Source organism: Reyranella sp. GW821-FHT14A01, assembly GCF_058803965.1.
Genome location: NZ_JBXAPM010000030.1, coordinates 1 through 24,565, shown reverse-complemented (window position 1 = coordinate 24,565; position 24,565 = coordinate 1). Strand labels below are relative to the sequence as shown.

The 24,565-nt window shown below is 66.0% G+C and carries 28 protein-coding genes; 12 read left to right on the top strand and 16 right to left on the bottom strand.

From position 1 onward, the window contains the following. Positions 1 to 990: a Bug family tripartite tricarboxylate transporter substrate binding protein gene (locus AC1ROX_RS30820; protein WP_493132640.1), complete on the top strand. Its 990-nt coding sequence runs from the start codon at positions 1 to 3 to the stop codon at positions 988 to 990. Between the two features lie 3 nt (positions 991 to 993). Here the strand turns inward: AC1ROX_RS30820 and AC1ROX_RS30815 are convergent, their stop codons facing one another. From AC1ROX_RS30815 to AC1ROX_RS30805, 3 genes are all read right to left on the bottom strand, one after another. Then, positions 994 to 1,320, bottom strand: a complete 327-nt coding sequence (locus AC1ROX_RS30815) for an NIPSNAP family protein (protein ID WP_230550035.1) — start codon at positions 1,318 to 1,320, stop codon at positions 994 to 996. Positions 1,321 to 1,330: 10 nt separating this feature from the next. Next, the gene (locus tag AC1ROX_RS30810; protein WP_493132638.1) at positions 1,331 to 2,218 is read right to left on the bottom strand and encodes an MBL fold metallo-hydrolase; all 888 of its coding nucleotides are present in this window, start codon (positions 2,216 to 2,218) and stop codon (positions 1,331 to 1,333) included. 71 nt (positions 2,219 to 2,289) lie between these two features. Further along, positions 2,290 to 2,598: a hypothetical protein gene (locus AC1ROX_RS30805; protein WP_493132636.1), complete on the bottom strand. Its 309-nt coding sequence runs from the start codon at positions 2,596 to 2,598 to the stop codon at positions 2,290 to 2,292. A gap of 106 nt (positions 2,599 to 2,704) precedes the next feature. Here AC1ROX_RS30805 and AC1ROX_RS30800 point away from each other — a divergent pair, with 106 nt between their 5' ends. After that, entirely contained in the window at positions 2,705 to 4,126 is a 1,422-nt protein-coding gene (locus tag AC1ROX_RS30800) for an amidase family protein (protein ID WP_493132634.1), read from the top strand. Positions 4,127 to 4,138: 12 nt separating this feature from the next. On the opposite strand, the gene AC1ROX_RS30795 is transcribed toward AC1ROX_RS30800, so the two are convergent. The 3 genes from AC1ROX_RS30795 to AC1ROX_RS30785 form a co-directional block, all read right to left on the bottom strand. Next, positions 4,139 to 4,645, bottom strand: a complete 507-nt coding sequence (locus AC1ROX_RS30795) for a hypothetical protein (protein WP_493132632.1) — start codon at positions 4,643 to 4,645, stop codon at positions 4,139 to 4,141. Positions 4,646 to 4,986: 341 nt separating this feature from the next. Further along, a complete protein-coding gene (locus AC1ROX_RS30790; RefSeq protein WP_493132630.1) occupies positions 4,987 to 5,964 on the bottom strand; it encodes a Bug family tripartite tricarboxylate transporter substrate binding protein in 978 nt (325 codons plus the stop codon). Positions 5,965 to 5,991: 27 nt separating this feature from the next. Then, entirely contained in the window at positions 5,992 to 6,891 is a 900-nt protein-coding gene (locus tag AC1ROX_RS30785; RefSeq protein WP_493132628.1) for an SDR family NAD(P)-dependent oxidoreductase, read from the bottom strand. 75 nt (positions 6,892 to 6,966) lie between these two features. Here AC1ROX_RS30785 and AC1ROX_RS30780 point away from each other — a divergent pair, with 75 nt between their 5' ends. Genes AC1ROX_RS30780 through AC1ROX_RS30770 form a run of 3 tightly spaced genes read left to right on the top strand, consistent with a single transcriptional unit; the run spans position 6,967 to position 10,472 of the window. Next, positions 6,967 to 8,196, top strand: coding sequence for a serine hydrolase domain-containing protein (locus AC1ROX_RS30780; RefSeq protein ID WP_493132626.1), 1,230 nt, complete (start codon positions 6,967 to 6,969; stop codon positions 8,194 to 8,196). An 11-nt stretch (positions 8,197 to 8,207) separates the two neighbouring features. Further along, positions 8,208 to 9,083, top strand: a complete 876-nt coding sequence (locus tag AC1ROX_RS30775) for a TauD/TfdA dioxygenase family protein (RefSeq protein ID WP_493132625.1) — start codon at positions 8,208 to 8,210, stop codon at positions 9,081 to 9,083. A gap of 3 nt (positions 9,084 to 9,086) precedes the next feature. Beyond that, positions 9,087 to 10,472 (top strand): MFS transporter, encoded by a 1,386-nt coding sequence (locus tag AC1ROX_RS30770; RefSeq protein ID WP_493132623.1) that lies wholly within the window; start codon positions 9,087 to 9,089, stop codon positions 10,470 to 10,472. 20 nt (positions 10,473 to 10,492) lie between these two features. On the opposite strand, the gene AC1ROX_RS30765 is transcribed toward AC1ROX_RS30770, so the two are convergent. Next, positions 10,493 to 11,602, bottom strand: a complete 1,110-nt coding sequence (locus AC1ROX_RS30765; protein ID WP_493132621.1) for a helix-turn-helix transcriptional regulator — start codon at positions 11,600 to 11,602, stop codon at positions 10,493 to 10,495. Positions 11,603 to 11,722: 120 nt separating this feature from the next. Continuing rightward, the gene (locus AC1ROX_RS30760) at positions 11,723 to 12,085 is read right to left on the bottom strand and encodes a hypothetical protein (RefSeq protein WP_493132619.1); all 363 of its coding nucleotides are present in this window, start codon (positions 12,083 to 12,085) and stop codon (positions 11,723 to 11,725) included. 190 nt (positions 12,086 to 12,275) lie between these two features. On the opposite strand from AC1ROX_RS30760, the gene AC1ROX_RS30755 reads away from it, so the two are divergent. Next, the gene (locus AC1ROX_RS30755; protein ID WP_493132616.1) at positions 12,276 to 12,731 is read left to right on the top strand and encodes a hypothetical protein; all 456 of its coding nucleotides are present in this window, start codon (positions 12,276 to 12,278) and stop codon (positions 12,729 to 12,731) included. 44 nt (positions 12,732 to 12,775) lie between these two features. Beyond that, positions 12,776 to 14,188, top strand: a complete 1,413-nt coding sequence (locus AC1ROX_RS30750; RefSeq protein ID WP_493132614.1) for a hypothetical protein — start codon at positions 12,776 to 12,778, stop codon at positions 14,186 to 14,188. A gap of 18 nt (positions 14,189 to 14,206) precedes the next feature. Here AC1ROX_RS30750 and AC1ROX_RS30745 read toward each other — a convergent pair whose 3' ends face one another. Then, a complete protein-coding gene (locus AC1ROX_RS30745; protein WP_493132612.1) occupies positions 14,207 to 15,160 on the bottom strand; it encodes a GlxA family transcriptional regulator in 954 nt (317 codons plus the stop codon). 77 nt (positions 15,161 to 15,237) lie between these two features. On the opposite strand from AC1ROX_RS30745, the gene AC1ROX_RS30740 reads away from it, so the two are divergent. Beyond that, positions 15,238 to 15,924 carry a DJ-1/PfpI family protein gene (locus AC1ROX_RS30740; protein ID WP_493132610.1) on the top strand — a complete coding sequence of 229 codons (687 nt, stop codon included), beginning with the start codon at positions 15,238 to 15,240 and terminating at the stop codon, positions 15,922 to 15,924. On the opposite strand, the gene AC1ROX_RS30735 is transcribed toward AC1ROX_RS30740, so the two are convergent. Together AC1ROX_RS30735 and AC1ROX_RS30730 are read right to left on the bottom strand one after the other, a co-directional pair. Further along, positions 15,921 to 16,400 carry an anthrone oxygenase family protein gene (locus AC1ROX_RS30735; protein WP_493132608.1) on the bottom strand — a complete coding sequence of 160 codons (480 nt, stop codon included), beginning with the start codon at positions 16,398 to 16,400 and terminating at the stop codon, positions 15,921 to 15,923. The two genes, AC1ROX_RS30740 and AC1ROX_RS30735, sit on opposite strands and share 4 nt — an antisense overlap. After that, positions 16,397 to 17,263 carry an NmrA family NAD(P)-binding protein gene (locus tag AC1ROX_RS30730; RefSeq protein WP_493132606.1) on the bottom strand — a complete coding sequence of 289 codons (867 nt, stop codon included), beginning with the start codon at positions 17,261 to 17,263 and terminating at the stop codon, positions 16,397 to 16,399. Before AC1ROX_RS30730 ends, AC1ROX_RS30735 begins: the two co-directional genes overlap by 4 nt. Positions 17,264 to 17,371: 108 nt before the next feature. On the opposite strand from AC1ROX_RS30730, the gene AC1ROX_RS30725 reads away from it, so the two are divergent. Beyond that, positions 17,372 to 17,725, top strand: coding sequence for a winged helix-turn-helix transcriptional regulator (locus AC1ROX_RS30725; RefSeq protein WP_493132604.1), 354 nt, complete (start codon positions 17,372 to 17,374; stop codon positions 17,723 to 17,725). Here AC1ROX_RS30725 and AC1ROX_RS30720 read toward each other — a convergent pair. The 5 genes from AC1ROX_RS30720 to AC1ROX_RS30700 all read right to left on the bottom strand — a co-directional run bounded on the left by AC1ROX_RS30720 (position 17,722) and on the right by AC1ROX_RS30700 (position 21,799). Continuing rightward, positions 17,722 to 18,270 carry a hypothetical protein gene (locus AC1ROX_RS30720; protein ID WP_493132602.1) on the bottom strand — a complete coding sequence of 183 codons (549 nt, stop codon included), beginning with the start codon at positions 18,268 to 18,270 and terminating at the stop codon, positions 17,722 to 17,724. The genes AC1ROX_RS30725 and AC1ROX_RS30720 overlap by 4 nt on opposite strands. A 73-nt stretch (positions 18,271 to 18,343) precedes the next feature. Next, on the bottom strand, positions 18,344 to 19,504 hold the full coding sequence (locus tag AC1ROX_RS30715; protein WP_493132600.1) for an acyl-CoA dehydrogenase family protein: 1,161 nt from the start codon (positions 19,502 to 19,504) through the stop codon (positions 18,344 to 18,346). A gap of 21 nt (positions 19,505 to 19,525) precedes the next feature. Next, positions 19,526 to 20,545: an ABC transporter substrate-binding protein gene (locus AC1ROX_RS30710; protein WP_493132598.1), complete on the bottom strand. Its 1,020-nt coding sequence runs from the start codon at positions 20,543 to 20,545 to the stop codon at positions 19,526 to 19,528. Further along, complete coding sequence (locus AC1ROX_RS30705) at positions 20,542 to 21,330, bottom strand: YdcF family protein (protein WP_493132596.1); 789 nt, start codon at positions 21,328 to 21,330, stop codon at positions 20,542 to 20,544. The genes AC1ROX_RS30710 and AC1ROX_RS30705 overlap by 4 nt, the downstream gene beginning before the upstream one ends. Before the next feature lie 169 nt (positions 21,331 to 21,499). Beyond that, positions 21,500 to 21,799, bottom strand: a complete 300-nt coding sequence (locus AC1ROX_RS30700; RefSeq protein WP_493132594.1) for an HU family DNA-binding protein — start codon at positions 21,797 to 21,799, stop codon at positions 21,500 to 21,502. 184 nt (positions 21,800 to 21,983) lie between these two features. Between AC1ROX_RS30700 and AC1ROX_RS30695 the strand changes: the two genes are divergently transcribed. From AC1ROX_RS30695 to AC1ROX_RS30685, 3 genes are read left to right on the top strand one after another with little or no spacing between them, the layout of a single operon-like run. Beyond that, on the top strand, positions 21,984 to 22,880 hold the full coding sequence (locus tag AC1ROX_RS30695) for an acyl-CoA thioesterase (RefSeq protein ID WP_493132592.1): 897 nt from the start codon (positions 21,984 to 21,986) through the stop codon (positions 22,878 to 22,880). A gap of 10 nt (positions 22,881 to 22,890) precedes the next feature. Then, positions 22,891 to 23,091, top strand: a complete 201-nt coding sequence (locus AC1ROX_RS30690; RefSeq protein WP_493132590.1) for a hypothetical protein — start codon at positions 22,891 to 22,893, stop codon at positions 23,089 to 23,091. Next, positions 23,088 to 24,509 (top strand): amidase, encoded by a 1,422-nt coding sequence (locus AC1ROX_RS30685; protein ID WP_493132588.1) that lies wholly within the window; start codon positions 23,088 to 23,090, stop codon positions 24,507 to 24,509. Before AC1ROX_RS30690 ends, AC1ROX_RS30685 begins: the two co-directional genes overlap by 4 nt. Positions 24,510 to 24,565 lie beyond the last annotated feature (56 nt).

The window sequence follows — 24,565 nt, the reverse complement described above, 5'->3', positions numbered from 1 at the left end:
ATGAGCAAGCCCCTCCGCCGCGGTGTCCTTGCCGGCCTCGCCGCGCTGCCCGTTGTGACGCCATGGGCCTCGGCGCGTGCCCAGTCTCCGGATTTTCCAGATCGGCCGCTGCGCTTCATCGTCGGCTTCCCGCCGGGTGGTCCCAACGACCTGCTGACACGCCTGATCGCGCCCGGCATCGGCGAACGGCTGGGCCGCACCGTCGTGGTCGAGAACAAGGCCGGCGCCAATGGCGAGATCGCGGCCAGCTTCACCGCGAAGAGTCCATCCGATGGCAGCGTCTTCATGCTGGCGTCCAACGGCTCGACCACGGTCGCACCCGCGCTCAGCCGCAACATGCAATACGACATCCGAACCGACTTCGCGGCCGTCGCGCCGGTCGGCATCAATCCGATGCTGCTGGTCGTCCGCCCCGATCTGCCGGCCAAAAATGTCGCCGAACTGCTGGCGCTGGCCCGCGCCCGCCCGGGCAAGCTGAACGGCGCCTCGGCCGGCGCCGGCGGTGCCACCCATCTGGCGCTCGAACTCTTCAAGGCGATGGGCAAGCTCGACATCGTGCATGTGCCCTATAAGGGCGGCGGGCCGGCGATGGCCGATCTCATGGCGGGCCTGGTCGATCTTTATTTCGGCGGACTCTCGACGGCGCTGCCGCACGCGAGGGCGGGCAAGATGCGCGCCCTGGGACAGACCAGCCTCGAACGCTCGGCCGCGGCGCCGGACATTCCCACCATCTCGGAGTCGGGACTGCCGGGCTACGAGGCCGCGATCTCCTACGGTGTGTTCCTGCCCGCCGGCACGCCGAAGGTGCTGGTCGAGCGGCTGCATGCGGCCGTCGATGCCACGATCCGCTCTCCCGATGTTGCAAAGAAATTCGTCGAACTCGGCGCCGATCCGCAATTCGGATCGCCCGCCGAGTTCGCGGCCTATGTGGCCCAGGACTTCGCCAAATGGGCCCGCCTCGCGAAGGAAGCGGGCCTCAAGGCGGAGTGACTTTTACTGGACCGACGAGAAAGCCGTCGGCGTCAGCATCTGCACCGCAACGTTCTCGACGATGGCGCCGTCCTTCTCGGTCTCGGCGCGCTTGGCCAGCCATTCCGGATCGGCGGCGAAGGCGTTCCACTTCTTCTCGCGGTCGGCCAGCGATTCCCAGGCGAGGAAATAGGTCAGCTCCTGATTCGATTCGCCGATCAGGGTCGTGAAGAAGCCGGCCTGCTTGATGCCATGCCGCTCCCAGATCTTGAGCGTGATGGTGTTGAAGCGATTGAGCAGCGCCGGCAGACGGCCCGGCACGCACCTGTAGACCCGCATTTCGTAGATCATCTTCTCTCTCCTAGAATTGCCCGCCGAAGCGCGGCACGAACCCATCGTCCTTATGGTCGATGTGGCAACTGAACGGCGCCCCGAAGTGGCACGGCATCAGCCGGGCGCCGCTGCCGGCGCAATGCTCCAGCGCCGCGCGGCGGCTCTTGCGCGCCCCCACGCCATCGGCACAGGCGAAGCTGTTCCACTCGGGGTGATAGACCTGAAGCGCATGATGCAGGATGTCGCCGCAGAACAGCGCCTTCTCGCCGCGCGATTCGAACTTGATGGCGATCGTGCCCGGCGTATGTCCCGGCGCCGGCTCCACTTTCAGGTTCTCGTCGAGCTGGGCTGCGCCGTCGACCATCTGTGTGAGCCCGGCCTCGACCACCGGCAGCACGGAGTCGCGGAAGGAGCCGGCGTTGACCGGGCCGGTCGCGGGATCGCTGTCGAGCTTCAGGTAGTGATCGTAGTCGGCGCGGCTGAACACGTACTTCGCGTTCCTGAACGTCGGCACCCACTTGCCGTTCTCGAGCCGCGTGTTCCAGCCGACATGGTCGACATGAAGATGCGTGCACATCACCATGTCGATCTGGTCGGGCTCGACGCCGGCCGCCTTCAGCCGCTCGAGATACTTCGTCTCCATCAGGTGCCACTTCGGGCGGTGGGGACGCGGCTTGTGATTGCCGACGCAGGTGTCGATGAGGATGGTCTTGCCGCCGACCTTCAGCAGCCAGCTATGGACGCTGAGCTTCAGGAAGGAAGAGGCTTCGTCATAATGCGACGGCACGAGCCAGCCGCGATGCCGCTCGACGACAGAGGGATCCCAGTCGGGGAAAAAAGCCTTGGCGTCGAAGTTCGGTTCGTAGCTCTCTTCGATGCGCACAGCCGTGCCGGCACCGAGCTTTACTTCGACCATCCCCTGCCTCCCCTATTTGCCGGGGAGCTTAGCGTTGCAGGACGGTTGCGGGAAAGGTGCCTGTTTCGCTTCTAGAACGGCAGGCGCGCCGCGTCGACACGCTCGACATGCCGATGCGTCAGCGCCGCGATGGCAGCACCACCGAGCGGGGCCACGACGATCAAGGCGATGAAGTGAACGCCGAGCAGCCAAGGCTCGAACAGGTACGGCATGAGATGGCCGACGGTCACGGTCGACACGAAGAACAGGACGGCGAAACCGGCGCCCGCGAGAAGGCCGCCGAGCGCGACCAGAAGAAAGGAAGCGGTCAACGACCGACCGATGAGGTAGCTAAGCCCGAAGGCGGCCCCTGCGGCGACAAGCGCGGTAACGGTTTCCATCCAAGCTCTCCAATACGCTCTCGACTAAAGAGAAATCAGAGTCGACACTGTCTTGTCCCACACACTCTGAAACATCCAACCTCCGTCGAGAAACGACCAATTGCGCATGTCTGACTCTGCATTCGACTGGCTTTCCGCAGTGGAACTCTCAAAACTCCTGGCACGAGGCGAAGCGTCTCCCGTCGATATCGTCGATGCCATGCTGAAACGCGCATCGGCGCTGCAACCTCAACTAAATGCCTTCGTCCTGATTGACGAGAAAGGCGCGCAAGCTGCTGCAAAGGCTTCAGAATTGCGCTGGAAGAAAGGTCAGCCGTTGTCGCCTTTCGATGGCATCCCGACGACGATCAAGGACACGACGAACGTCAAGGGCTGGCCGACGCGGCTCGGATCCCACTCCACGGACGAGACTCCGGCAGACGACAACGCCGCCGTCGTCGACAGGTTCCTTGCCGGGGGCATGATTCTTCTTGGGAAAACCGCTACGCCGGAATTCGGCTGGAAGGCTCTCACTGATTCGCCGCTGCAGGGCACAACCCGCAATCCGTGGAACCTCGCCCACTCGCCGGGCGGCTCCTCGGGCGGTGCCTCGGCGCTCACCGCGGCGGGCGTCAATCCGTTCAACCATGGCAATGACGGCGGCGGATCGATCCGCATCCCGGCGGCCCATACCGGCCTGGTCGGCCTGAAGCCGTCCTATGGACGCATCCCGCAATCCCCTGCCGACTCTCCTTTCGCCGACGTCATCAGCCAGGGCGTGCTGGCACGCACGGTACTCGACACCGCGATGGCGCTGAACATGACGGCCGGCCCCGACCCGCGCGACTGGCGCTCCCTGCCCGCCGAGGCACGCGACTATACGGTCGGCCTCGAGGCCGGCGTGCGCGGCTGGAAGATCGGGCTCAGCCTCGACCTCGGCCATGTGAAGGCCGATCCGGAGGTGCGCGAGCTCGTGGCCGCCGCGGCCAGGCGCTTCGAGGAGCTGGGTGCCCATGTCGAGGAAGTCGGCCCGATGTTCGAGCCGCTGCAGCAGCATTTCGAGCCGCTGTGGATCGGCAGCTTCGCCACGCGCTTCCGCCAGATCCCGACCCAGCTTCACGACAAGCTCGACCCCGGCATGCGCGCCCTCGCCGAGAAAGGCCTGGCGATCACCCTCGCCGACTATGCCAAAGCCTTCGAGGCCAAGAGCAAGCTCGCACGCGACCTCGCCCTCTGGCACCGCAAGTACGATCTGTTGCTTGCGCCCGTCACGCCGACCGCCGGACCGCCGGTCGAGACGCTCTACAATTCGGAAGCCTTCCCGCGCTGGACCAAAGGTGCGCCCTACACGCTGCCCTGCAACCTCACCGGCCAGCCGGCCGCGTCGATGCCTGCAGGCCTGACCAAGGCGGGGCTGCCCGTCGGCCTGCAGATCATCGGCGCGCCGCGCGCCGACGAAATCGTGCTGCGGGCGATGCGCGCCTACGAGAGTGCGAGCGGCTGGACCTGGCCGCAGCCGCGCGTGCTCGAAACACTCAAAGGATTGTAGGGGCGTGCGCCGTCAAACGGCGCGGGACACCTTGTTGGGCGGCGTCGGACGAACGACGCGCAGCGCGATGACGAGAACGCGATAACCGAGGAAGCCGGCGCAGAGCGCGCTGGCGGCGGCGACGTAACCCGGCTCGACCAGGGCCTCGCCGAGCATCGCCGAGGTGAAGTCGATGCCGGACAACACGGCGAGTACGATCGCCACAACGAGACCGTCGACTGTCGCGGGCAGCGACACGAGACCGGCTTCCTTGTTCGACTGCACCGTCAGCATCCATCCGCGGATGCGCCCGATCACCGATCCCACCGCGAAGGCGGCAACCCAGAGAATGTCGAAGAGAATGTTCGCCTCGAACACGCCGGCGAGCAGCATCAGCGTCGCCATCAGCGCGAAGCCTCCCGGCAGGGCCACGCGGCCCAGCGTCGTGACGCCGCCGCGCGACTGCGCCGCCATCGTCCAGAGGCAAAGGGCAGCGAACAGAAGTGTGAGGCCGTTCGCCAGGCTCAGGGTGGAAACCATGGGAGATAGGAAACGACACGGCGCGAAGCGAGTAAAGCGCTGAGGCTGCACAGACACTGTCGGCATCGCACTTTTACGACTGCAGTCCACGGGAAGTTGACGGGGCCTCACAAGCCATGAAGGCGAGGACCAAGCCGTCCAATTATCGAAAATACAGGGGGAAAACGACACAACGCTTTATTCGGGATTCGCGGCGATCGTCGCGACTGCGGTTGCATTGGCCCTTTCGGCCACGTCGTCGCAGGCCCGGCCGATGCCACCCCAGTTGATTGAAGACGGCCGACCAAACGACAGCGGCGCCGGTTTTGCCGGCGCCGCTGCTTCTATCTCGGAACGCGAGATCAGGCGTCGGCTTTGACGCCGGCGGTGGTAATCACTTTTTCCCACTTGTCGATTTCGTCCTGGAGGAACTTGCCCGTGTCCTCCGGCGTCGCGCCGACCGGGATCACGGCCTGCTCGGCCAGCCGCTTGCGCAGCGCCTCATCCTTCACCGCCCGGCCGACTTCTGCCGACAGCTTGTCGACGATGTCCTTCGGCGTGCCCGTCGGGGCGAGGAACATCACCCAGCTCGAGGATTCGATCAGCGGACCGCCGGACTCGACGATCGTCGGGATTTCCTCGACGCCCGGCACCCTGTTCTTCGACAGCATGGCAAGGCCGCGTATCTTCCCCGCCCGCACCTGGGAGATGACGCCGATCGGCGCATCGATCAGCACCTGGATGTTGCCGGAGGCGAGATCGGCCAGCGCCGGCGCCGTGCCCTTGTAGGGGACATGCTCCATCTTGATGCCGGTGACCTGCTTCATCAGCTCGCTGGTGAGATGCGCGGCCGCGCCGACGCCCGACGAGCCGAAGGACAGCTTGCTCGGATTGGCCTTCGCATAGGCGATCAGCTCGCCCACGTTCTTCACCGGCAGGTCGTTGGTGACGCAGATGATGAGCGGCGCAACGCCGACCAGCGACACCGGGGCGAAGCTCTTCACCGGGTCGAACTTGAGCTTGCCGGCATAGAGCGTCTTGTTCGCGGCGTGGGCCGCGATCACGGTCAGGAACGTGTAGCCGTCGGCCGTGGCATTGGCCGCGGCTTCGGCGCCGATCAGCGAATTGGCGCCCGGCTTGTTGTCGACCACGAAGGTCTGGCCGACATTCATCTTCTCGAGCGTCAGCCGGGTCACCACGTCGGTGAGACCGCCCGCCGTGTAGGGCACGATCCAGCGGATCGGCTTGTTGGGCCACGCCTGGGCGCGCGCGGCGCCCGCCGGCATCAGGGCAGCCGCGGCGGTTGCCGCCAGCGCCGTGCGGCGATTGATCGTCTTCATATGTTTCCTTCTTCTTCCCTGTTTATTTCAGTCCAGATCGAGACCGTTCATCCCGGCGTTCTTGCGCGCCTTCTTGGCGATCTCGCCCAGCACCTTGCCGGCCTGCACCGGATCCATGATCTGGTCGACCGTCGGGCCCTTATGCCAGCCCTCGGCGACGGCGAAAATGCCGTTTCCGGCCTGGAAGACGCGGCCCGTCACCTCGCGGCTGTCCTCGCTCACCAGCCAGGTGGCGACCGGGGCGATCCACTTCGGGTCGCGGCGCTTCTTGTCCTCCTCGGTGTACTCGCGAAGGTCCTCGGTCATGCGGGTGAAGGCCGACGGCGAGATCGAATTGACCGTGACGCCGTAGCGTCCCAGCTCGCGCGCGGCGATGACCGTGAAGGAGGCGATGCCGGCCTTGGCCGCGCCGTAGTTGGTCTGACCGATATTGCCGTAGATGCCCGAGACCGAGGTCGTGGTGATGATGCGCGCATCGACCGGGCCGCCCTTCAGCTTGGCCTGGTCGCGCCAGTAGGCGGCGGCGTGGCGGGCGGGCGCGAAGGTGCCCTTGAGGTGCACCTTGATGACGGCGTCCCACTCGTCCTCGCTCATGTTCACGAGCATGCGGTCGCGCAGGATGCCGGCGTTGAGCACGATGGCGTCGAGCTTGCCGAAGGCCTCGACCGCCTGGTCGATCATGTGCTTGGCACCGTTCCAGTCGGAGACGTCGTCGCCGTTGGCCACGGCCTCGCCGCCCATCGTCTTGATCTCGTTCACGACCTGCTGGGCGGGGCCGACATCGTTGCCCTTGCCGGCCCGGTCGCCGCCCAGGTCGTTCACGACCACCTTGGCGCCATGCTCCGCCAGCATCAGGCAATGTTCCCGGCCGACGCCGCGAGCGCCACCCGTCACGATCGCAACCCGCCCCTCGCACAATCTCGCCATTGGTGCCTCCCGTCTTTTGCGTGTCTGAAACCTGTCGTCCTGGGCTAGTCTAGCGAGGCTTATAGGAGGATCGCCATGGACACGCTGCCGCTCGTTACCCCCGAACAGGTCGGGCTTTCCGCAGCGCGGCTCGACCGCGTGCGCACCTGGATGAACGGCTGGGTCGACAGCGGAAAGCTGGCCGGCATGGTCACCTGCGTCATGCGCCGGGGCGAACTGGCCTTCGCCGAGGTCGTCGGCCAGTCGGACGTGGCCCGCAACAAGCCGATGCGCGCCGACACGATCTTCCGCATCTATTCCATGACCAAGCCGCTCACCTCCGTGGCGATCATGATGCTCTACGAAGAGGGAAGGTTTCAGCTCGACGACCCGATCTCGAAGTTCATCCCCGCCTTCGCCAACCCGCGCGTCATGGCAGGCGGCAGCCGCGGCAAGATCGAGACGGTGCCGGCCGAGCGCGAGATCAACTTCCGCGACCTGCTCAGCCACACGTCCGGCCTGACCTACGGCTTCATGGAGAGCAACCCGGTCGATGCCGCCTATCGCGCCAAGCAGGACGGCGTCGACTTCCAGACCGCCGACACCAGCCTGAAGCAGGTCGTCGAGCGGCTGGCGCAGCTGCCGCTGATCGCGCAGCCGGGCAAGGCCTGGAACTACTCGGTCTCCACCGACGTGCTGGGCTACCTGGTCGAGGTCATCTCCGGCCAGCCCTTCGAGAAGTACCTGAAGGAGAAGGTCATCGACCCGCTCGGCATGGTCGACACCGACTTCCACGTTCCGGCTGCCAAGCATGACCGCTTCGCCGCCAACTACGCTCCCGGCGCAGACGGCAAGCTCAGCCTGATCGACGATCCGGGCAAGAGCCGCTACCTGGCACCGCGCAAGGTGAATTCGGGTGGCGGCGGCCTCGTCTCGACGGCGTCCGACTATCTGCGCTTCTGCAAATTCATGCTGAACAAGGGCGAGCTCGACGGCGTGCGCCTGCTCGGCCGCAAGACGGTCGAGCTGATGACCATGAACCACCTGAAGGGCGATATGGCCGACATGGGCACGCCGCGCTTCTCGGAATCGACCTATACCGGCATCGGCTTCGGCCTCGGCTTCTCGGTGATGATCGACCCGGCCAAGGCCTATATCGCCGGCACGCCGGGCGAATATGCCTGGGGCGGCGCCGCTTCCACCGCCTTCTGGATCGATCCGGTCGAGGACATGGCCGTGGTGTTGCTGACGCAGCTCATGCCCTCCTCGACCTACCCGATCCGCCGCGAGCTGCGGGTGCTCACCTACCAGGCGATCATCGACTGAGGAGCGACGCCATGCGCAACACCGGCAGCATCGAAGTCCGCAAGCTCCATCCGCTGTTCGGCGCGGAAGTCACCGGCATCGACATCACGCGCCCCCTTTCGGCGCGGGAGTTCGGGCCGATCCGCGCCGCGTTCGAGGAGCATTCAGTCCTCCTGTTCCGCGACCAGCCGATGGACGACGACAAGCAGATCGCCTTCAGTGAGAATTTCGGCCCGCTCGAAACGACGCTCAGTTCCAATCCCGCGGCCGGCACCAAGTTCCAGCGCCAGTCGAACCTCGACATCATGACCGGCGAGCCGATCCCGCCGGACGACATGCGCATGATCTACCAGAAGGCCAATTACTTCTGGCACTCCGACTCCTCCTTCAAGCGCATCCCCTCGCTGTGCTCGATCCTGACGGCGCGGATCTGCCCGCCCGAGGGTGGCAACACCGAGTTCCTGAACATGCGAGCGGCGTGGGATGCATTGCCGCCGGCCCTGCAGGCGACGATCCTGCCGCTGGTCGCCGAGCATGCGCTGGCCCATTCGCGCGACCGCGTGCAGAAGGGCATCCTGAGCGCCAAGGCACTGTCGGAGCTGCCGCCGGTGAAGCAGCGCATGTTCCGCGACAACCCGATCAACGGCCGCCGCGCCCTCTATATCGGCGCCCATGCCGGCCGCATCCTCGACTGGCCCGAGCCGATCTCGAAGGCGATCCTGTGGGAGCTGGCGCAGCGCGCCGAGCAGCCGGAATTCATGCTGTCCCATGCCTGGCGCGAGGGCGACGTGATCGTCTGGGACAATCGCGCCGTCCTCCATCGCGCCACATACTACGATGCGGTCAAGTACAAGCGGTTCATGCAGCGCACGACCATCGGCGGCGACGAACTGACGGTCCCGCAGTAAACGATGTCCGAACCAGCGTCCGTTCCCCTCCCCGACGGCATGCCCCCCGGGGCACGGCGCTTTGCCGCCATCGCGACCATCACCATCGGCCTGTCGATGGCGGTGCTCAGCAACTCGATGACCAATCTCGCTCTGCCTTACATCGCGAAGGATCTCGCGATCACGGCGGAGAGCTCGATCTGGATCGTCAACGCCTACCAGATCGCGCTCATGATCATGCTGCTGCCGGTGGCGGCGCTGGGCGACATCGTGGGCTACCGCACCGTCTATCGCTGGGGCCTCGTCGTCTTCTCGCTGGCCTCGATCGGCTGCGTGCTCGCGCCCACCCTCTCCTGGCTGATCGTAGCGCGCACGCTGCAGGGGCTGGGCGGCGCGGCCATCATGGCCATCCAGCCGGCTTTGGTGCGCTCGATCTATCCGCGCGCCGCCCTCGGGCGCGGGCTCGGCTTCAACACCACCGTCGTGGCGACCTCGATGGCCGCCGGCCCCAGCGTGGGCGCCGCCCTGCTCGCCATCACGAACTGGCCGATCCTGTTCGCCGTCTATATTCCACTCGGCGTCATCTCCTTCTTCCTCGCCGGCCGCTTCCTGCCGGTGACGACACACGCCAAACGGCCGTTCGACGTGCTCTCGGCGGTCCTGTCCGGCGGCACCTTCGGCCTGCTGATCTTCGGCATCGACGGCGTCGGCCATAGCCATCCCGTGCCGGTGATCGTGGCCGAGCTCGTCGGGTCGGCCGTGTTCTGCACGCTGTTCGTCTGGCGCCAGCGCCGCCTCGCCGACCCGATGATGCCGATCGACATATTCGCCCGGCCGATCTTCTCGCTCTCCATTGCGGCCTCCACCTGCACCTTCGCGGCACAAGGCCTGGCCTTCGTCAGCCTGCCCTTCTTCTTCCACACCGTGCTGGGCCGCGACGCCACCGCGACCGGCCTGCTGCTGACGGCGTGGCCGCTGGCACTGGCGGGCGTGGCGCCGATCGCCGGCCGCCTGGCCGACCGCCACCATGCCGGCGCCCTGGGCGCGATCGGCCTCACCTGCATGGCCTCGGGCCTGATCCTGACCGCACTGCTGCCGCCGGACCCTTCCGCCGCCAACATCATGTGGCGGCTGGTCCTGTGCGGCGCGGGCTTCGGCATCTTCGCCTCGCCCAACAACCGGCTGATGATGAACGCCGTGCCGCGCGACCGCAGCGGCAGCGCCGGCGGCATCATCGCCTCGGCCCGAACCCTCGGCCAGACGATGGGGGCCGCGCTGGTCTCGCTGGTGTTCGGCCTGTTCGATTTCTCCGGCGGCGGCGCCGCCGATGCGGCCCGCGCCGCGATCTGGCTGGGCGCCGGCTTCGCCCTCACCGCCCTGATCCTGAGCAGCCTGCGCCTACGGCACTGACGCCACCTGGAATATTCCCGTCAGTAAATGAACCAGGATGGATGTGCCATCGCCGTTCGGACGAGGTCGGCTTGTCTCGAGCACCCCATCTTCTCGAACAAGGCCTTGAGCTGGGTCTTGGCGGTGTTGATGGAGATGCCGATCGTCGCCGCAGCGGCGATAAGGCTTTGCCCGTCCAGCAGGACATGGAGGAGGCGCCCTTCCGACAGCGTCAGATTGAAGGCTCCCACAAGTCTTTCGACAGAAGTCCGCTGTGACGTAGCATCGGAGATGAAGAGCAATGCCATTGGCGCGCACCGACCGAACAACTCCTTCTGCGGATCCAACCTGGTGACGAGAAGACCATAGGGGCGCGCACCTGATCGTCGTTGCACGGACATGACACCGCTTTCGCCGGCCTGCTGGCCTAACGCGATACCGAAGATCAGTTCGCACATCCTCCTCAGCTGGAGATTGTCGGCAGCCATCCCCGCGACCAGCCGGCCTTCCCGGCTCACGGCCAGCCCGTCCCCTTGCGAAAAGATCCGGCCGGCCTCCGGATTGGAGAACACGATCTTTCGATCGTCGCCGAGAACGACGACGCCAACCTTCAGCCGACGGAAACACTCCTCGGCGGCAGCCCAGCGGAAATCGGCGACACTGAGCTGACGATTGACCTTCATGGCGCGCTCGATGTGCGGCGTGATCCGCTGCAAGAGCCCGACATAAGACGCATGTGCGGAATCGCTGCAGCGGGGAAGCAGGACACTCGCCGAAACGAAGCGACTACGGTCACGCATGACCGTCACCCCGATGCCGCTGACAATCTCGTTGGGGCGCAGGAAATCATTGTACCACTCGGTCCTGAAGAGATCGGACCGGGGGAGAAAGAACTCGGCGGGCTCTGCCTTGCCGACGGGTCTCGTCGCCATACGGCTCAGCCAGGCGTTGCGGCTGGCGAAGTGGGAATTGTAGAGCGCGACATTCTCAGCATCCCAATTGGCATAAATCAAGCAATTCCCGGTTGCAATCAATGGATCATGCATCACGAGGTTGCCGCCACCGCCCATCGGGCCGGCGAGCTTGCCGAGGGCGTCGACCCATTTCGAGGGATCGACGGCGGCCTCGTAAATGGCCTCGACGAGTGCCAAGTATGTCTTCTCGGAAACCATCGACGCCTCGCAACGTCGGTCCAGACCACCATTGATTGTAGCCGCGGCAGGTACCACTGCCAAGGGTGGCGGATCGCGGCAGGCGCTGTGCTGGGCGGTCTACGGCGTGACTGTCACGGGGCCGATATCACCGGAGGTTCCATAGTCGGTTCGGCGTACACGCAGTTGCGAACCGCGTCGGTAGTACTGAAAGCAGCCGGCATCGTTGGGAGGCCCCATGCGCCAACAGACGCGCCCGTCACTTTCCAACCGATAGGTTCCGTTCTTTCCAAGCAACCCGCCAACAACCGCGAGCTTTCCGTCGTCACCGTAAATGATGACGTGTCGGGGACCGTGACTTACGTCCTTGCCCAGGATCTCGCTTCGCACTTGAGCTGAAGTGAGTAAAACGTCCGCCGCCTCGGCGGCGGACGTGGCGACGCCCCAGATGGCCAGGGTCGCCAGCAACGGCTTCCAGTTCATGCTTTCCTCTCCGGTGGCGCCATCCCAGTTTTCCATGACGCGAAGAGAGGCGGTTCACCCGAACGGGTGAAGTGGCCGCCTCGGTGCCGCGACATGATACCCGCGTCGATTCCATCGCATCACGAAAGCTTGGGTTGAACGCGATTGCGCGACAACTCGCTCTCGCAACGTAGCCGGAGGAGGAACGCAAATGGCGATAACGACGATGTCGGGACAGGTGAGCCACCTTCAACAGTCGACGCAGGTCCAGGGAGGCATGAACCAGGGCACGGGATTCATCAACAGCGCCCAGGTTATCAACTTCCGGATCGGCAATCGGCCGGTGTGCTTCAAGTTCACGGAAGGCGGCGTGAGCGATGGCGATATGGTGACGGTCGCCGGCTACCAGAAAAGCGGAACCTTTCGTGCCCTGAGCCTCAGAAACGATACGACCGGCGCCATGCAGTCCGTATCTTCGACGTTGCTATTCGTCCTCGCGGTCTGCTGCTTGCTGCTGGGCATCCCTTTCTCGTTCATCATCATCGGGATCCCGCTGCTTTTGGCGGGAATCTATTTCGCCTACGTTGGATTCCGCAATGTCAGGGCCAAGAACGTGCTCGCTGCGACAGCACCCGCCGGCCATGCGATCCTTCATTCGAACGGGTGAGGCCGCTATCATAGGCGATGCGAGCGCGCCCAGGACGGAAGTACATGCTACGCACGATTGCTCTTGCAGCAGGCGTTTTCATCGCCTCTCTATCCGGTGCCCGCGCCGATGTGATCGCGGGATCGCAGAAGACGATCCAGGGCTGGACCCTCGCCGCCTATACCGTGCAAGGCAAAGGCTTCAACCACTGCGGAATTTTCGTCAATTATCGCAGCGGCATTACCTTGCATTTCGTGATGTTCGCCACCCGCGTATGGAGCATCGGCTGGTCTCACGATTCGTGGACCTTTCGCCAGGGCCAGCAGGTGCCCCTGCAGATCCATGTGGACGGTGCGGGACCATATAACCTGACCGCGATCGCGCAGACCAAGACCTTCATCCTCGCCGAACAGCCGGCAGGGAGCGCCCTCTATGAAACGGTGCGCCGCGGCAGCCAGATGACGATCCAGACACAAGGCGGCCGGATTGGCTTCGCCCTCGACGGCACCTCGGCCGGTTTGAGCGAACTCGCTGCCTGCGTTGACCGCTTCACCGGCGTCGCCAGATCCAATCAGGAACCCGTTCCTCAGGCGCCGATTCCTCAGGCGTCGACGTCCGCCAGCAATGACAGGCCTCTGGACCAGAAGCTCAGCGACACCCAGGCGCAGCAACTGCACGAGGCGATCTGCAGCTCCCGCGTCTACAAGGCGAAGGCCGGCAGGGAGCAATTCTGGGCTTGCGATCGGCCGCGCGACTATCCGACCCGAACGACAAACGGCACCTGCCGCCTGAGTGTTCCCTCTGTCGATGGCCGCTACACGATCTTCTACGGCCGATTCACATCACCCCGCCCTCAGGCGATCGCCATGTATTCGGCCGACTGCGAGTCTCGTGCCACCGGCAACGGCGGCGCCGCCCTGTTCGATGTGTCCGACGGCAGGTTCAAGTTCGTGCGCTATTTCGCGGGAGGTCGCTTCCATGACTGTGTCGTGCCGCCGGCGGCCGGCGGCGCTATCCAGACGCCCTATTGCTGGTCGAGTTTCATGGGGCAAGGGCAATTGGCCTCGAGCTTCGGTCCAGTGAAGTACAGTCCGGACGGCAAGGTGCAGTTGGACAGCTGGCTCGAGGCCGGCAACGTCGATGGCGCCCGGGGGCCTGTCGTGGGTTGCCAGCCCGGCAAGCCCGACCAGCCCGATTTTCATCATCTGATCGGCATCCGCTGGGACGAAGCCGCGTCGAAGATCGTCGTCGAGGCCGCCGTCCGCGATCCCGCCGGTATCGCCAGCGCCTGTGAGCGTTTCAGGCGCAACAGCTTCAACGCAGAGGAGCAGCGTTGGCGCTCGCAGTCCGAGACGGCAAGGGATGTAGCTTTCATCCGTCCAGATGAGGACAGGCTCCTCAAGGTGCTGGTGCGCTTCCGACCTGGCGACAAGACGCCGGAGATCGAGCCGACTTCGCGGCCCGTTCAATCGCCTTGAGCCTTCAGAACACGGCACCTAGACCGTCGCGTGCATCTCGCGGAACAAGGACGGCGCCATGCCGAAGCGGCGCTCGAACGCCTGGCCAAGCCGTGCCGAGGAGCGCAGGCCGACGCGGCCGGCGATCGCCTTGAGCGGCAGCCCCTTGGTCAATAGGGTCCGCGCCGCATCGAGTCGCAGCCCCTCGACGAAATGCGCCGGCGTCTTGCCGGTGGCCTCGACGAACTTGCGATAGAAGCTGCGCTCCGACAGGCCGGCACGGACCGCCAGCGCCGGCACGTCGAGCGGCTCGTCGAGATGGGTCTGCATCCATTCAATCAACCGGGCGAACGGCGCATCGACTTCGGTCTGGGCTTGCAGCAGCGGACTGAACTGCGACTGGTAGCCCGGTCGTCGCGCGTAGAGCACGAAGTGCCGCGCAATCAGATTGGCAGTCGCCGCGCCGAGATCGGCCTCGACCAGCGCCAGCGCCATGTCGATACCGGTCGTCACGCCAGCCGAGGTCCAGACCTGGCCATCGACGACGTAGAGCGCATCGGCATCGACGGTGAGCGCCGGGAAATTGTCAGCCAGTCGCTGACAGCTCGCCCAATGAGTCGCGACGCGCTTGCCATTTAAAAGTCCGGCTGCCGCGAGCACGAAAGCGCCGGTGCAGACCGAGCCGAAGCGCCGCGTCTTCGGCGCCACGCGGCACAGCCATTTGCGAACGTCCTCGCGCGCCATCACCGCCTTGAGGCCGCGCGACCCGCCGGCCACCAGCAGCGTGTCGTAGCGGCCGCCGATGCGCTGGCTCATCAGCGCGACTCCGCAATTCGAGGCGACCGCGCCGCCGTCGGGCGAGACGATCTGCACATCATAGACCGGCCGCTCGCGCCCCTCGTTGGCCGCGCCGAACACGGCGGCAGGGCCGGTGACGTCGAGAAGCTGGCAGCCCTCGTAGGCGAGGATGGCGATCCGGTGCGGTCTGGGCATTGGCAGGAAATATATCATATTTGTCATTTCTGCCAGAGGTCGAATTGCGTACTGTCGGACCAACAGAGGAGACTCACATGGCAGACACGCTCCATATCGGCATCCTGCTCTTCCCCGACGTCACACAGCTCGACGCGACCGGGCCGGCCCAGTTCCTGTGCCGCGTGCCCAACGCCAAGCTGCACATGATCTGGAAGACGCGCGATCCCGTGCCGACCGATGTCGGATTCTCGATCGTGCCGACCACCACCTTCGCCGATTGCCCGCAGCTCGACGTGATCTGCGTGCCGGGCGGCGGCGGCCAGGTGGCGCTGATGAACGACGAGGAGACGCTCGCCTTCCTGCGCAAGCAGGCCGAGGGCGCGCGCTACATCACCTCGGTCTGCACCGGCTCGCTGGTCCTCGCCGCGGCCGGGCTGCTCAAGGGCTACAAGTCCGCCTGCCACTGGACGTCGCGCGAGTTCCTGACGGCCTTCGGCGCCATCCCCGTCGCCGAGCGTGTGGTACGCGACCGCAACCGCATATCGGGCGGCGGCGTCACCGCCGGCATCGACTTCGGGCTGAGCCTTGCCGCCGAGCTGGCCGGCGAGGAAGCCGCCAAGACGATCCAGCTCGCCCTCGAATACAACCCGCAGCCGCCCTTTGATTCCGGCAGCCCCGAGAAGGCCGGTCCGGAGCGCGTGGCGCGGTTGAAGGAGCGCATCCAGGGCATGCTGCAGAAGCGCTCGGAAGCCAACCAGACGGCCGCCGCGCGACTTGGCTAGCGCAGCGCCGTAACGAACACGATCATGGCGGCGGTCGGCGCGACCGTCCGCACCATGTTCCACATCGTCCAGCGATCGAGATAGTGCGCCCACAGGGTGGCGGCTTCCGCCGTCTCCGGCTTGGCCGCCGCCAGCGCATTGTTCAGCGGCACATTGAAGACCATCGTCACGCCGATCGTGCCGACGAGATAGAGCAGGCTGCCGAGCAGGAGCAGCTTGCCGCCGCCGTCGCTCCATCGCAGGTACGAAGCGGCCAGTAGCGCCAGGCACAGGATCGCGGTGCCGAAGAAGGCCAGCATGAAGCTGCGGTTGATGACCACGATGTTGATCGCCTGCATGGCCTCGATGCCGTGCGCCGCCGGAACGCGCGCGAGCGCCCCCATCACGAAGGACGAGAAGGCATAGAAGATGCCGGCGACCAGGCCGCTGCCCACGGCGGCGGCGAAGGTCGTGTAGAAGATCGCGTTGTCGATCACGGTCCACCTCCCGCGAGACGCCGCAGCACGTCTTCGAGCGTCACGGTCCCGCGGCGCACCTCGCCGCTGTCGGCCGGAAAGCCCAGGCGGCCGGCATTGAACGCCTCGTCGAGGTCCGCGAGCTTTTCGGCATAGTCGGCGCCCAGGCCGGCGGCCACGAGACCCGCCATCGTTTCCGTGCGCGACGACGGCACGGCCGTCACCTTCTTGGCCAGCAGCCGCGACAGGATCTCCGCCGCATCGACCGCCGAGTATTGCGACGGGCCCATGACGTTGACGATGCGCGTGCCCGGCCGCGGATCGAACAGCAGCGCCGCCGCCGTGCGGCCGACATCGACCGCGGACACCGCTTCGTGGCGGGCCTCGAGCGGCAGCTTGCCCGACGGCAGCACGCCCGCCTCCTGCGCGGCGGGCAGGACGGCCGCCCAATTCTCCAGGAAATCGCCCGGCCGCACGAAGACGATCGAGGGCGCAGCGCCGGCAAGCTCGACCTCGAAGTCGTGCAACGCCCGCACGATGCCGTTGCCTTCGGCGAGATGCGCGCCCACCGAAGAGAGGGCCACGACATGCGGCACGCGCGCCGAGCGCACGGCGGCGGCGATCGACCGCGACGCGGCGTTGGCCTCGGCCAGCACGTCCTTCGCCTGCGTCGGCGGAACCTGCATCACGAAGACCGCCTCGGCGCCCCGGAAGGCGGCGGAGAGCGCCGCCGTATCCGACGCCTCGCCGCGCACGACCTCGACACCCAGCCCCTGCGCCCGCGCCGGATCGCGCGACAAAGCGCGTACGGCGACGCCGCGCTGCTTCAGGGCCTCCAGCACTGCGCCACCGACCTGGCCGGTGGCTCCCATGATGACGAACATTGCGAACTCCCTGGTTGTGAGTTCGCCCCTAACATCCCAGTGCACTTCTCATAAGTACGCACATTTTTTATACTAGGAATCAGTCATGGATACGTAACGAGGCGCGCGATGGCCGAGATCAAGGCTCCCTGGTGTCCCGTAGCGGCGACCGTCGAGGTGATCGGCGGGCGTTGGAAGCTCAACATCCTGTTCTATCTCAAGGACCAGCCGCGCCGCTTCAACGAGCTGCGCCGCCTCGTGCCCGGCATCACGCAACGCATGCTCACTTTGCAGCTTCGCTCGCTCGAGCAGGACGGAATCGTGTCGCGCACGGTGCACGACACCGTGCCGCCGCACGTCGAGTACTCGTTCACGAAGAAGGGCCTGAGCCTCGGCCCCATCCTCGACGCGATGGAGGAATGGGGCGAAGCGCACCGTCCGCGCCGGCGCGGACAGGCAGAGTTCCGCGCGCAGGTGCGCTAGTTCGCGCCGGCCGTGGCGCTTTCGATGGGGATGGCCTTGCCGGCCGCCATGTCGAACTTGAGGCGGCGCACATAGTCGAGGTCGCGGCCGGTGACCCGCACGAAGCGGCTGCCCTCGGGATAGTCGATCGCATGGATGGCGCCGACATCGTAGACGCCAGCATGGCCTGGCTCGAGACGATAGGCCTTCACCTGTTCAAGCTTTGCATCGCCGGCGTCACTGCCGCCGTCGAGGCGCTTGTACTCGCTCATGTCGGTGTACTTCACGGCCTGGCCATAGACCGCCCAGGAGGCGCCGTGATCGTGCGGCGGGCTCTTGTGCTGCTTGGGATTGCAGTGCGCCAGCACGACGAAGCCGAGGTCCTTGTCCTCATAGAGCTTGCGCGTGCCGATCGGCGCCGCCGGGCCGACCGCCTCGTCGACGAAGGACGGGTTGGCCAGCAGCTTCTCCAGCAGCACGCGAACCTGCTCGCGGCCGGCCGGTCCCTCATGCGTCTTGAGCGCGGCCTGGGCGTCCTTGACGAACGTGTCGAGCGTGTAGGTCATGCGGCGGCTCCCTCGAAAAATCGCGTGCTGAAAAAGGACGGGCAGAAATGATCCGCCCGCCTCCCTGTCTGTGTCAACGGCCGCCGAAGATGCGGCGGGCGATGACCATGCGGTGCACTTCCGACGGGCCCTCGTAGACCCGCATGGTGCGCACCTTCTGGGCCATCATCGACAGCGGCAGCTCCTGCGTCACGCCCATGGCGCCGAACGCCTGCTGGGCATGGTCGAGGACCTCGCTCGCCATCTCGGTCGCGTAGACCTTGATCATCGAGGCTTCCATGCGCACGTCGCGGCCCTCGTCCTGCTTCACCGCGGCATCCATCACCATCAGGCGGCAGGCATGCAGCTTCATCGCCGCATCGGCCACCCACCACTGGACGGCCTGGCGGTCGGCCAGCTTCTCGCCGAAGGTCACGCGCTGGGCGGCATGTTCGACCAGCATGTCGAGACCGCGCTGCGCCATGCCGATGCACCACGAGCCCATCTGCAGGCGGCGCACGGTGAGGCGGAGCTGCATGGGGGCGAAGCCCGCGCCGATACGGCCCAGCACCTGCGACTCCGGCACGCGGCAATCCTCGAACACGACCTCGTAGGTGCGCTGACCGGCCAGCATCGGGATGGCGCGGGCCACCACCAGGCCCGGCGTGCCCTTGTCGATCAGGAAGGCGGTGATGCCGCCGCGCGCGCCGAGATTGGAATCCGTGACCGCCATGGCGATGGTGAAGTCGGCCTTGGCGATGCGGCTGATCCAGATCTTGCGGCCGTTGATCACCCAGTCGTTGCCGTCCTTGACCGCCTTGGTCTTCATGCCGGCGGGATCGCCGCCCGCGCCGGGCTCGGAGATGGCGATGGCCGAGCTGGTCTCGCCTGCCGCATAGGGCTCGAGGTACTTCTTGCGCTGCTCCGGATTGGCGGTCGCCAGCAGCATGTGCAGGTTGGGCGAGTCGGGCGGGAAGGTGAAGGGCACGCAGGTGTAGCCCAGCTCCTCGTTGACGCCGACCAGCGCCACCGCCGGCAGGTTGCCGCCGCCGACTTCCTCAGGGACATCGAGCGCCCACAGGCCGAGATCCTTGCACTGCTTGAAGAGCTTGGCGTTCTCGTCGTCGGACAGCGAGGCCTGCTGGCCCGAGGCGAAGCGCTCGAGTACGTTCTTCTCGAGCGGCATCAGCTCGTTGCGCACGAACTTCTTCACCAGATCGCGCAGCATCTGATGTTCTTCGTTGACCTGGTACATGACTGTCCTCCTGAAATCTCGTTACGCGGGTTTTCCGATGCCTTTGTTGACGAAGTCGAGCGTGTAGGCCCGGGACACGTCCAGCCCCTTCGGCAGCACGTCGACATCGACCATCGACTGATAGAAGCCCTGCCAGCGCTCATCGCTCATGGCGCCGACGCCGCCCCGCAGCGCATCGCCCGACATCACGATGCCATGCTCGTTCATCACCTTGATCGCGTACTGGATACGATCGTCGGTCTGGTCCGGGTTGGCTTTCTTGATGAGCGCGTTCGCGGCCTCGATGGCCGGCCCGCCCTTGAGATACTGCGCCCAGCCTTCGAGCGTCGCATCGACGAAGCGCTGGATGAGATCGCGCTTCTCCGTCGCCAGCTTGCGCGAGATCGCGATGGTGGTCTGGTAGGCGCTGAAGCCTGCATCGGCGATCAGCAGGAACGGCGGCATGCGACCGAGGGCCTGCGAGATCGAGTAGGGCTCCGACGAGAGGAAGCCCTGCTGCACGACGTTCTTGTCGGCGAGATAGGGCGCCATGTTGAAATTGTAGGGCCGGAGCTGCTCGTCGCTCAGCCCGTATTTCTTGCGCAGGTATGGCCAGTAGGTGACGCGCCCGCCGTTGCCGATCAGCAGGGTGCGGCCCTTCAGGTCATCGAAGCCGTCGAAGCCCGTGTCGGGATGGCCGATCAGGACCTGCGGATCCTTCTGGAAGATCGAGGCGATGGTGAAGAAGGGCGCGTCCTCGCGCACATAGGTGAAGGCCTCGAAGCTGTTCGACATGGTCATGTCGACCCGGCCGGTCAGCAGGAGCTGGCCGATGTTCAGGCTCGGTCCACCCTGGCGGATGTCGCAGTCGATGCCGGCCTTGCGATAGAGGCCGGCGGCGACGGCCTGGTAGTAGCCGCCATGCTCGGCCTGGGCGCGCCAGTCGGTCTGGAAGACGAGCTTGTCGAGCGTCTGGGCGCGGGCCGCCCGCACCAGCGGCAACAGGAGCGGCGCCGCCGCGAGCCCGAACGAGGCGCGGCGGTTCAGGCGATAGGCGGTCATGGCGCGAGACTCTCGCCGCGGCGATCGAAGGCGAGCGCCACCAGTTCCCGGATCGCCAGGTTCGATTCACCGAGCGCCCCGATGGAAGGCAGCCAGACATCCCACCACGGGACGGCGTCGCTGGGCACGCTCCAGTCGACGCCGAAGATCGCAAAGTTGAGACCGCCGCGCCGGGCAAGCTTGGCGGCGCGCGGCACATGGAAGGCCGACGTGATGATCGCCACCTTTCCCTCCTTCACAAGTTCCCGCACGTTGCGGATGTTCTCGATCGTGTTCAGCGCCTTGCCCTCGGAGACGATCACCTCGTTGGGAACGCCGAGGTCGAGCAGGAAGCGCCGCATCGCTTCGGCCTCCGTCGTCGCCGGACCGCCCTGCTGCTCGACGAACGAGCCGCCGCTCACGATGATCCTGGGCGCGGCACCCGCCTTGAACATGCGGGCCGCGAGCCAGATGCGATCGGAAGCGTCGGTCAGTTCCGGTTCCGTCGTGTAGGGCGGCGCGGCAGGCGCGATGCCGCCGCCCAGCACGACGATCGCGTCATAGCAGCATGGCTGGTTGCCGGCCACGAACGTGCGGGCACTCTCTTCGAGCTGCCGGGTGAGCAGCGCGCTCACGGGCGGGAACGAGAGCGCGAGCGTCTGGAAGATCGCGAGCCCCAGCGTCACGCCCGCCAGCCGGCGCCAGCCCGCAAGGCGCATCAGCCACCACAGCACGACACCGATCGCCAGCGAGGCCGGGGGCAGCATCAGGGTGGCGAGGATCTTGAGGATGACGAAGGTGTTCATGCCGGTCTGCGTCGCGCTCCGGCTATACTAGAACAAAGCAGCGCTGGCTCGTTCAAAGGATTGCGACGGTGCCGCTGTGCGGTGATGGCAGGCAGACTGAAGCGGACAAAAAGAAGGGCGGGCCCGGCTTGCGCCGGAACCCGCCCGATCTTGACCCGTCGCGTACGAGTTAGATCGCGTCCTTGAGATCCTTCGCGACGCGGAAGGCGACCTTCTTCGACGCCTTGATCTTGATCGCTTCGCCGGTGGCCGGGTTGCGGCCCATGCGTGCCGGACGGGCGCGGACCTGAAGGATGCCGAGGCCGGTGATGCGGACCTTGTTGCCCTTCTTCAGATGACGAACGACGAGGTTGATGAACTCGTCGAGCGCGCCGGTCGCGTCCTTCTTCGTCATGCCCGTCTTCTCGGCCAGCTCTGCGGCGACCTTGGAAAGCGGAACGGTAGGAACAGTCGTGGGTTTGGTAGCCATGTTGAGGGGTCCCTTACATTCTTGGTTTTGCCAACGTTTCCTGACGCCCCAGGGCACCGTTGACGGCGCCAAGGTTATCCACGAATCAATCCCCCGCAAGGGCCGAATCCACGGAAAATGTCGATTCTTGGGGCTTTTTAGGCCATCAAAGGCAGTCATCCACAGATTGCAGAGAGCGTTTAGCGTGTCGAGTCCCGCCCTGATCCCGACTTTCAGCACCGCCGTGAACACCTGGCAGTGCGATGAAAACAACCACCTCAACGTCCAATTCTACACCGAGTTCGCCCATGAGGCGTCGGCCAGCCTCATGGCGCACCTCGGCTTCGGTCCACGCGCGCAACGCGCGGCCGGGGTCGCGACGCGGGCCGCCGACGACCATGTCCGCTACCTGCGCGAGTTCCGCGTGGTCGAACCGGTCGAGGTTCACTCCGCGCCGGTCGAGGTCGGCGAGCATGATCTCGTCGTCTATCACGAGGTGCGCAACCCGGCGAAAGGCGAAGTCGCCGCCACCATTCGCCGCCGCATCCTCTGCGAGCGCGCGTGGCCCGCGGACTTCCGCGCGCGAGCCGAAGCGGCCTGCGTCGCCCTGCCCGAGGCCGCCCGGCCGCGCAGCGTCGGCAAGCTCTCCCTGCCCGACCTGCATCTCTCCCAGGCATCGTCCGTCGGCCTGATCGAAGTCGGCCGCACGCAGATCACGCCCGACGAATGCGACGAGCGCGGCGACTTCCTGCCGCGCCATCATTTCGGCCGCTACTCCGACGGCGCGCCTGTCCTCTGGAACCACCTGGGCTTCGATCGCGCTGCCATGCAGGAGCGCCAGGAAGGCTCGGTCGTGGTCGAGATGCTCAATCATTATCGCCGACCGCTGCAGGCCGGCGACCTCGCCGTGGTGATGAGCGGACTCGCGACCTTCACCGACAAGACGATCACCTTCACGCACTTCCTGTTCGAGGCGGAGACCGGCACGCTTGCTGCTTGCGCCGAGGCCGTCGGCATGAAGTTCGACCAGAAGATCCGAAAGATCATGACGTTCCCGCCCGAGGATCGCGCCCGCATGGAAGCGCGTCGGCTCAGGCTCTGAGGAGTAAGCGATGGACGAGAAGACGAAGACGGCCGCCGGCATCGCGGCCAGCCTGCAGGGCATGGCCTATGACGAGAAGCGGCTTGCGGAGCTCGCGGCCGAAGTGGAGATCCTGAACGACGCGGTGCGCAAGGCGGCCGCGGCGCGCCTCACCTTCGACGACGATCCGGCAGCCTTTGCCAGCGTCATGGCGAAGGAGGCACGCTCGTGAAGAACGAAGACCTCGCGCTGGACGATCTCACCGCCATCGCCGATGCGATCGCCGCCGGGCGCACGACATCGGTGGCCGCGACCGAAGCCTGCCTCGCCCGCATCGAGGCGTGGCAGCCGCGCACAAACGCCTTCCTGCGCGTCTACAAGGAGAAGGCGCTGGAACAGGCGAAGGCGATGGACGCCGAACTTGCTGCCGGCAAGCGCCGCGGACCGCTGCATGGCGTGCCGATGGCGCACAAGGACATGTATTACCGCAAGGGCGAGCTCTCGACCGGCGGCAGCAAGATCCGCGGCGACTGGGTGGCGCCGGTGACGGCCACGGTGCTCAGCAAGCTCGATGCGGCGGGCGTGGTCGAGCTGGGCTTCCTCAACATGGCGGAGTTCGCCGCCGGTCCGACGGGCCACAATGTCCATCACGGTCATTGCCGCAATCCCTGGGATCAGAGCCGCGTCACCGGTGGTAGCTCCAGCGGTTCGGGCGCCTCGGTTGGCGCGCGCATGGTCTATGGCGCGCTGGGCTCCGACACCGGCGGCTCGATCCGTTTGCCGGCAGCAGCCTGTGGCGTGGTCGGCATGAAGGCGACCTACGGCCGCGTCAGCCGCGCCGGCGCGGTCGCGCGCTCGTGGAGCCTCGACCATGTCGGTCCGCTGACCCGCACCGTGCGCGACAATGCCCGCATGCTCGCCGTCATCGCCGGACACGATCCGGAGGATTCGACCACCAGCGAGAAGCCGGTGCCCGACTACGAGGCGCTGCTCGAGGGCGGCGTTGCAGGCCTGCGTATCGGGCTCGCGCTGCCGAACGACGGGCCGGCGCCCATCGATCCTCAGGTCGGTGCCGCAATCCAGGCCGCGGCCGATACGCTCGGCCGGCTCGGCGCGAAGGTCACGCCCGTCACCCTGCCCGACTTCACCGCGCTCTATCGCTCCGCCGAAGTCATGGTGAAGTGCGAGGCAGCCGCCATGCACCGGCCGTGGATGGAGAAGACGCCCGAGCTCTATGCCAACCAGGTGCGTACGCGCATGGAGGCGGGCTTCTTCATTCCGGCGACGCAGTACATCGACGCGCTGCGCCTGCGCGCGCATTTCGTGAAGGAGTTCCTGTCGACGGCGATGGACGGCGTCGATGCCGTGCTGCTGCCGGCGATCCCCTTCCCGCTGCCCACGATCGAGGAGACCGACACCGAGACCAAGGGCGGACCGGCGGTATTGAAAATGGTGGCGGGTTTCACCGGCCTCACGCGGCCGTTCAACACGCTCGGCATTCCTGCGCTGTCGGTGCCGTGCGGCTTCGACACGAACGGTGCGCCGATCGGCCTGCAGCTCGTCGGCCGGCCGTTCGACGAAGCGATGTTGTATCGCATCGGTCACGCCTACCAGGGCGCGACCGAGCATCATCTGAGAGTGCCGGTGTAGGCTGGGGGCGCGCCACTCCAGTGGCGCGTCTTCTCTTCTTGAACGCGCCACTGGAG

Excerpts from the sequence above, each read along its gene's own strand:
- AC1ROX_RS30705 (WP_493132596.1), bottom strand. The coding sequence starts at position 21,330 with ATGAACACCTTCGTCATCCTCAAGATCCTCGCCACCCTGATGCTGCCC.
- AC1ROX_RS30710 (WP_493132598.1), bottom strand. The coding sequence starts at position 20,545 with ATGACCGCCTATCGCCTGAACCGCCGCGCCTCGTTCGGGCTCGCGGCG.
- AC1ROX_RS30780 (WP_493132626.1), top strand. The coding sequence starts at position 6,967 with ATGGACACGCTGCCGCTCGTTACCCCCGAACAGGTCGGGCTTTCCGCA.
- AC1ROX_RS30760 (WP_493132619.1), bottom strand. The coding sequence starts at position 12,085 with ATGAACTGGAAGCCGTTGCTGGCGACCCTGGCCATCTGGGGCGTCGCC.
- AC1ROX_RS30800 (WP_493132634.1), top strand. The coding sequence starts at position 2,705 with ATGTCTGACTCTGCATTCGACTGGCTTTCCGCAGTGGAACTCTCAAAA.
- AC1ROX_RS30795 (WP_493132632.1), bottom strand. The coding sequence starts at position 4,645 with ATGGTTTCCACCCTGAGCCTGGCGAACGGCCTCACACTTCTGTTCGCT.
- AC1ROX_RS30810 (WP_493132638.1), bottom strand. The coding sequence starts at position 2,218 with ATGGTCGAAGTAAAGCTCGGTGCCGGCACGGCTGTGCGCATCGAAGAG.
- AC1ROX_RS30725 (WP_493132604.1), top strand. The coding sequence starts at position 17,372 with ATGGCCGAGATCAAGGCTCCCTGGTGTCCCGTAGCGGCGACCGTCGAG.
- AC1ROX_RS30820 (WP_493132640.1), top strand. The coding sequence starts at position 1 with ATGAGCAAGCCCCTCCGCCGCGGTGTCCTTGCCGGCCTCGCCGCGCTG.
- AC1ROX_RS30775 (WP_493132625.1), top strand. The coding sequence starts at position 8,208 with ATGCGCAACACCGGCAGCATCGAAGTCCGCAAGCTCCATCCGCTGTTC.
- AC1ROX_RS30720 (WP_493132602.1), bottom strand. The coding sequence starts at position 18,270 with ATGACCTACACGCTCGACACGTTCGTCAAGGACGCCCAGGCCGCGCTC.
- AC1ROX_RS30730 (WP_493132606.1), bottom strand. The coding sequence starts at position 17,263 with ATGTTCGTCATCATGGGAGCCACCGGCCAGGTCGGTGGCGCAGTGCTG.
- AC1ROX_RS30785 (WP_493132628.1), bottom strand. The coding sequence starts at position 6,891 with ATGGCGAGATTGTGCGAGGGGCGGGTTGCGATCGTGACGGGTGGCGCT.
- AC1ROX_RS30815 (WP_230550035.1), bottom strand. The coding sequence starts at position 1,320 with ATGATCTACGAAATGCGGGTCTACAGGTGCGTGCCGGGCCGTCTGCCG.
- AC1ROX_RS30690 (WP_493132590.1), top strand. The coding sequence starts at position 22,891 with ATGGACGAGAAGACGAAGACGGCCGCCGGCATCGCGGCCAGCCTGCAG.
- AC1ROX_RS30770 (WP_493132623.1), top strand. The coding sequence starts at position 9,087 with ATGTCCGAACCAGCGTCCGTTCCCCTCCCCGACGGCATGCCCCCCGGG.
- AC1ROX_RS30700 (WP_493132594.1), bottom strand. The coding sequence starts at position 21,799 with ATGGCTACCAAACCCACGACTGTTCCTACCGTTCCGCTTTCCAAGGTC.
- AC1ROX_RS30715 (WP_493132600.1), bottom strand. The coding sequence starts at position 19,504 with ATGTACCAGGTCAACGAAGAACATCAGATGCTGCGCGATCTGGTGAAG.
- AC1ROX_RS30790 (WP_493132630.1), bottom strand. The coding sequence starts at position 5,964 with ATGAAGACGATCAATCGCCGCACGGCGCTGGCGGCAACCGCCGCGGCT.
- AC1ROX_RS30750 (WP_493132614.1), top strand. The coding sequence starts at position 12,776 with ATGCTACGCACGATTGCTCTTGCAGCAGGCGTTTTCATCGCCTCTCTA.
- AC1ROX_RS30755 (WP_493132616.1), top strand. The coding sequence starts at position 12,276 with ATGGCGATAACGACGATGTCGGGACAGGTGAGCCACCTTCAACAGTCG.
- AC1ROX_RS30745 (WP_493132612.1), bottom strand. The coding sequence starts at position 15,160 with ATGCCCAGACCGCACCGGATCGCCATCCTCGCCTACGAGGGCTGCCAG.
- AC1ROX_RS30805 (WP_493132636.1), bottom strand. The coding sequence starts at position 2,598 with ATGGAAACCGTTACCGCGCTTGTCGCCGCAGGGGCCGCCTTCGGGCTT.
- AC1ROX_RS30740 (WP_493132610.1), top strand. The coding sequence starts at position 15,238 with ATGGCAGACACGCTCCATATCGGCATCCTGCTCTTCCCCGACGTCACA.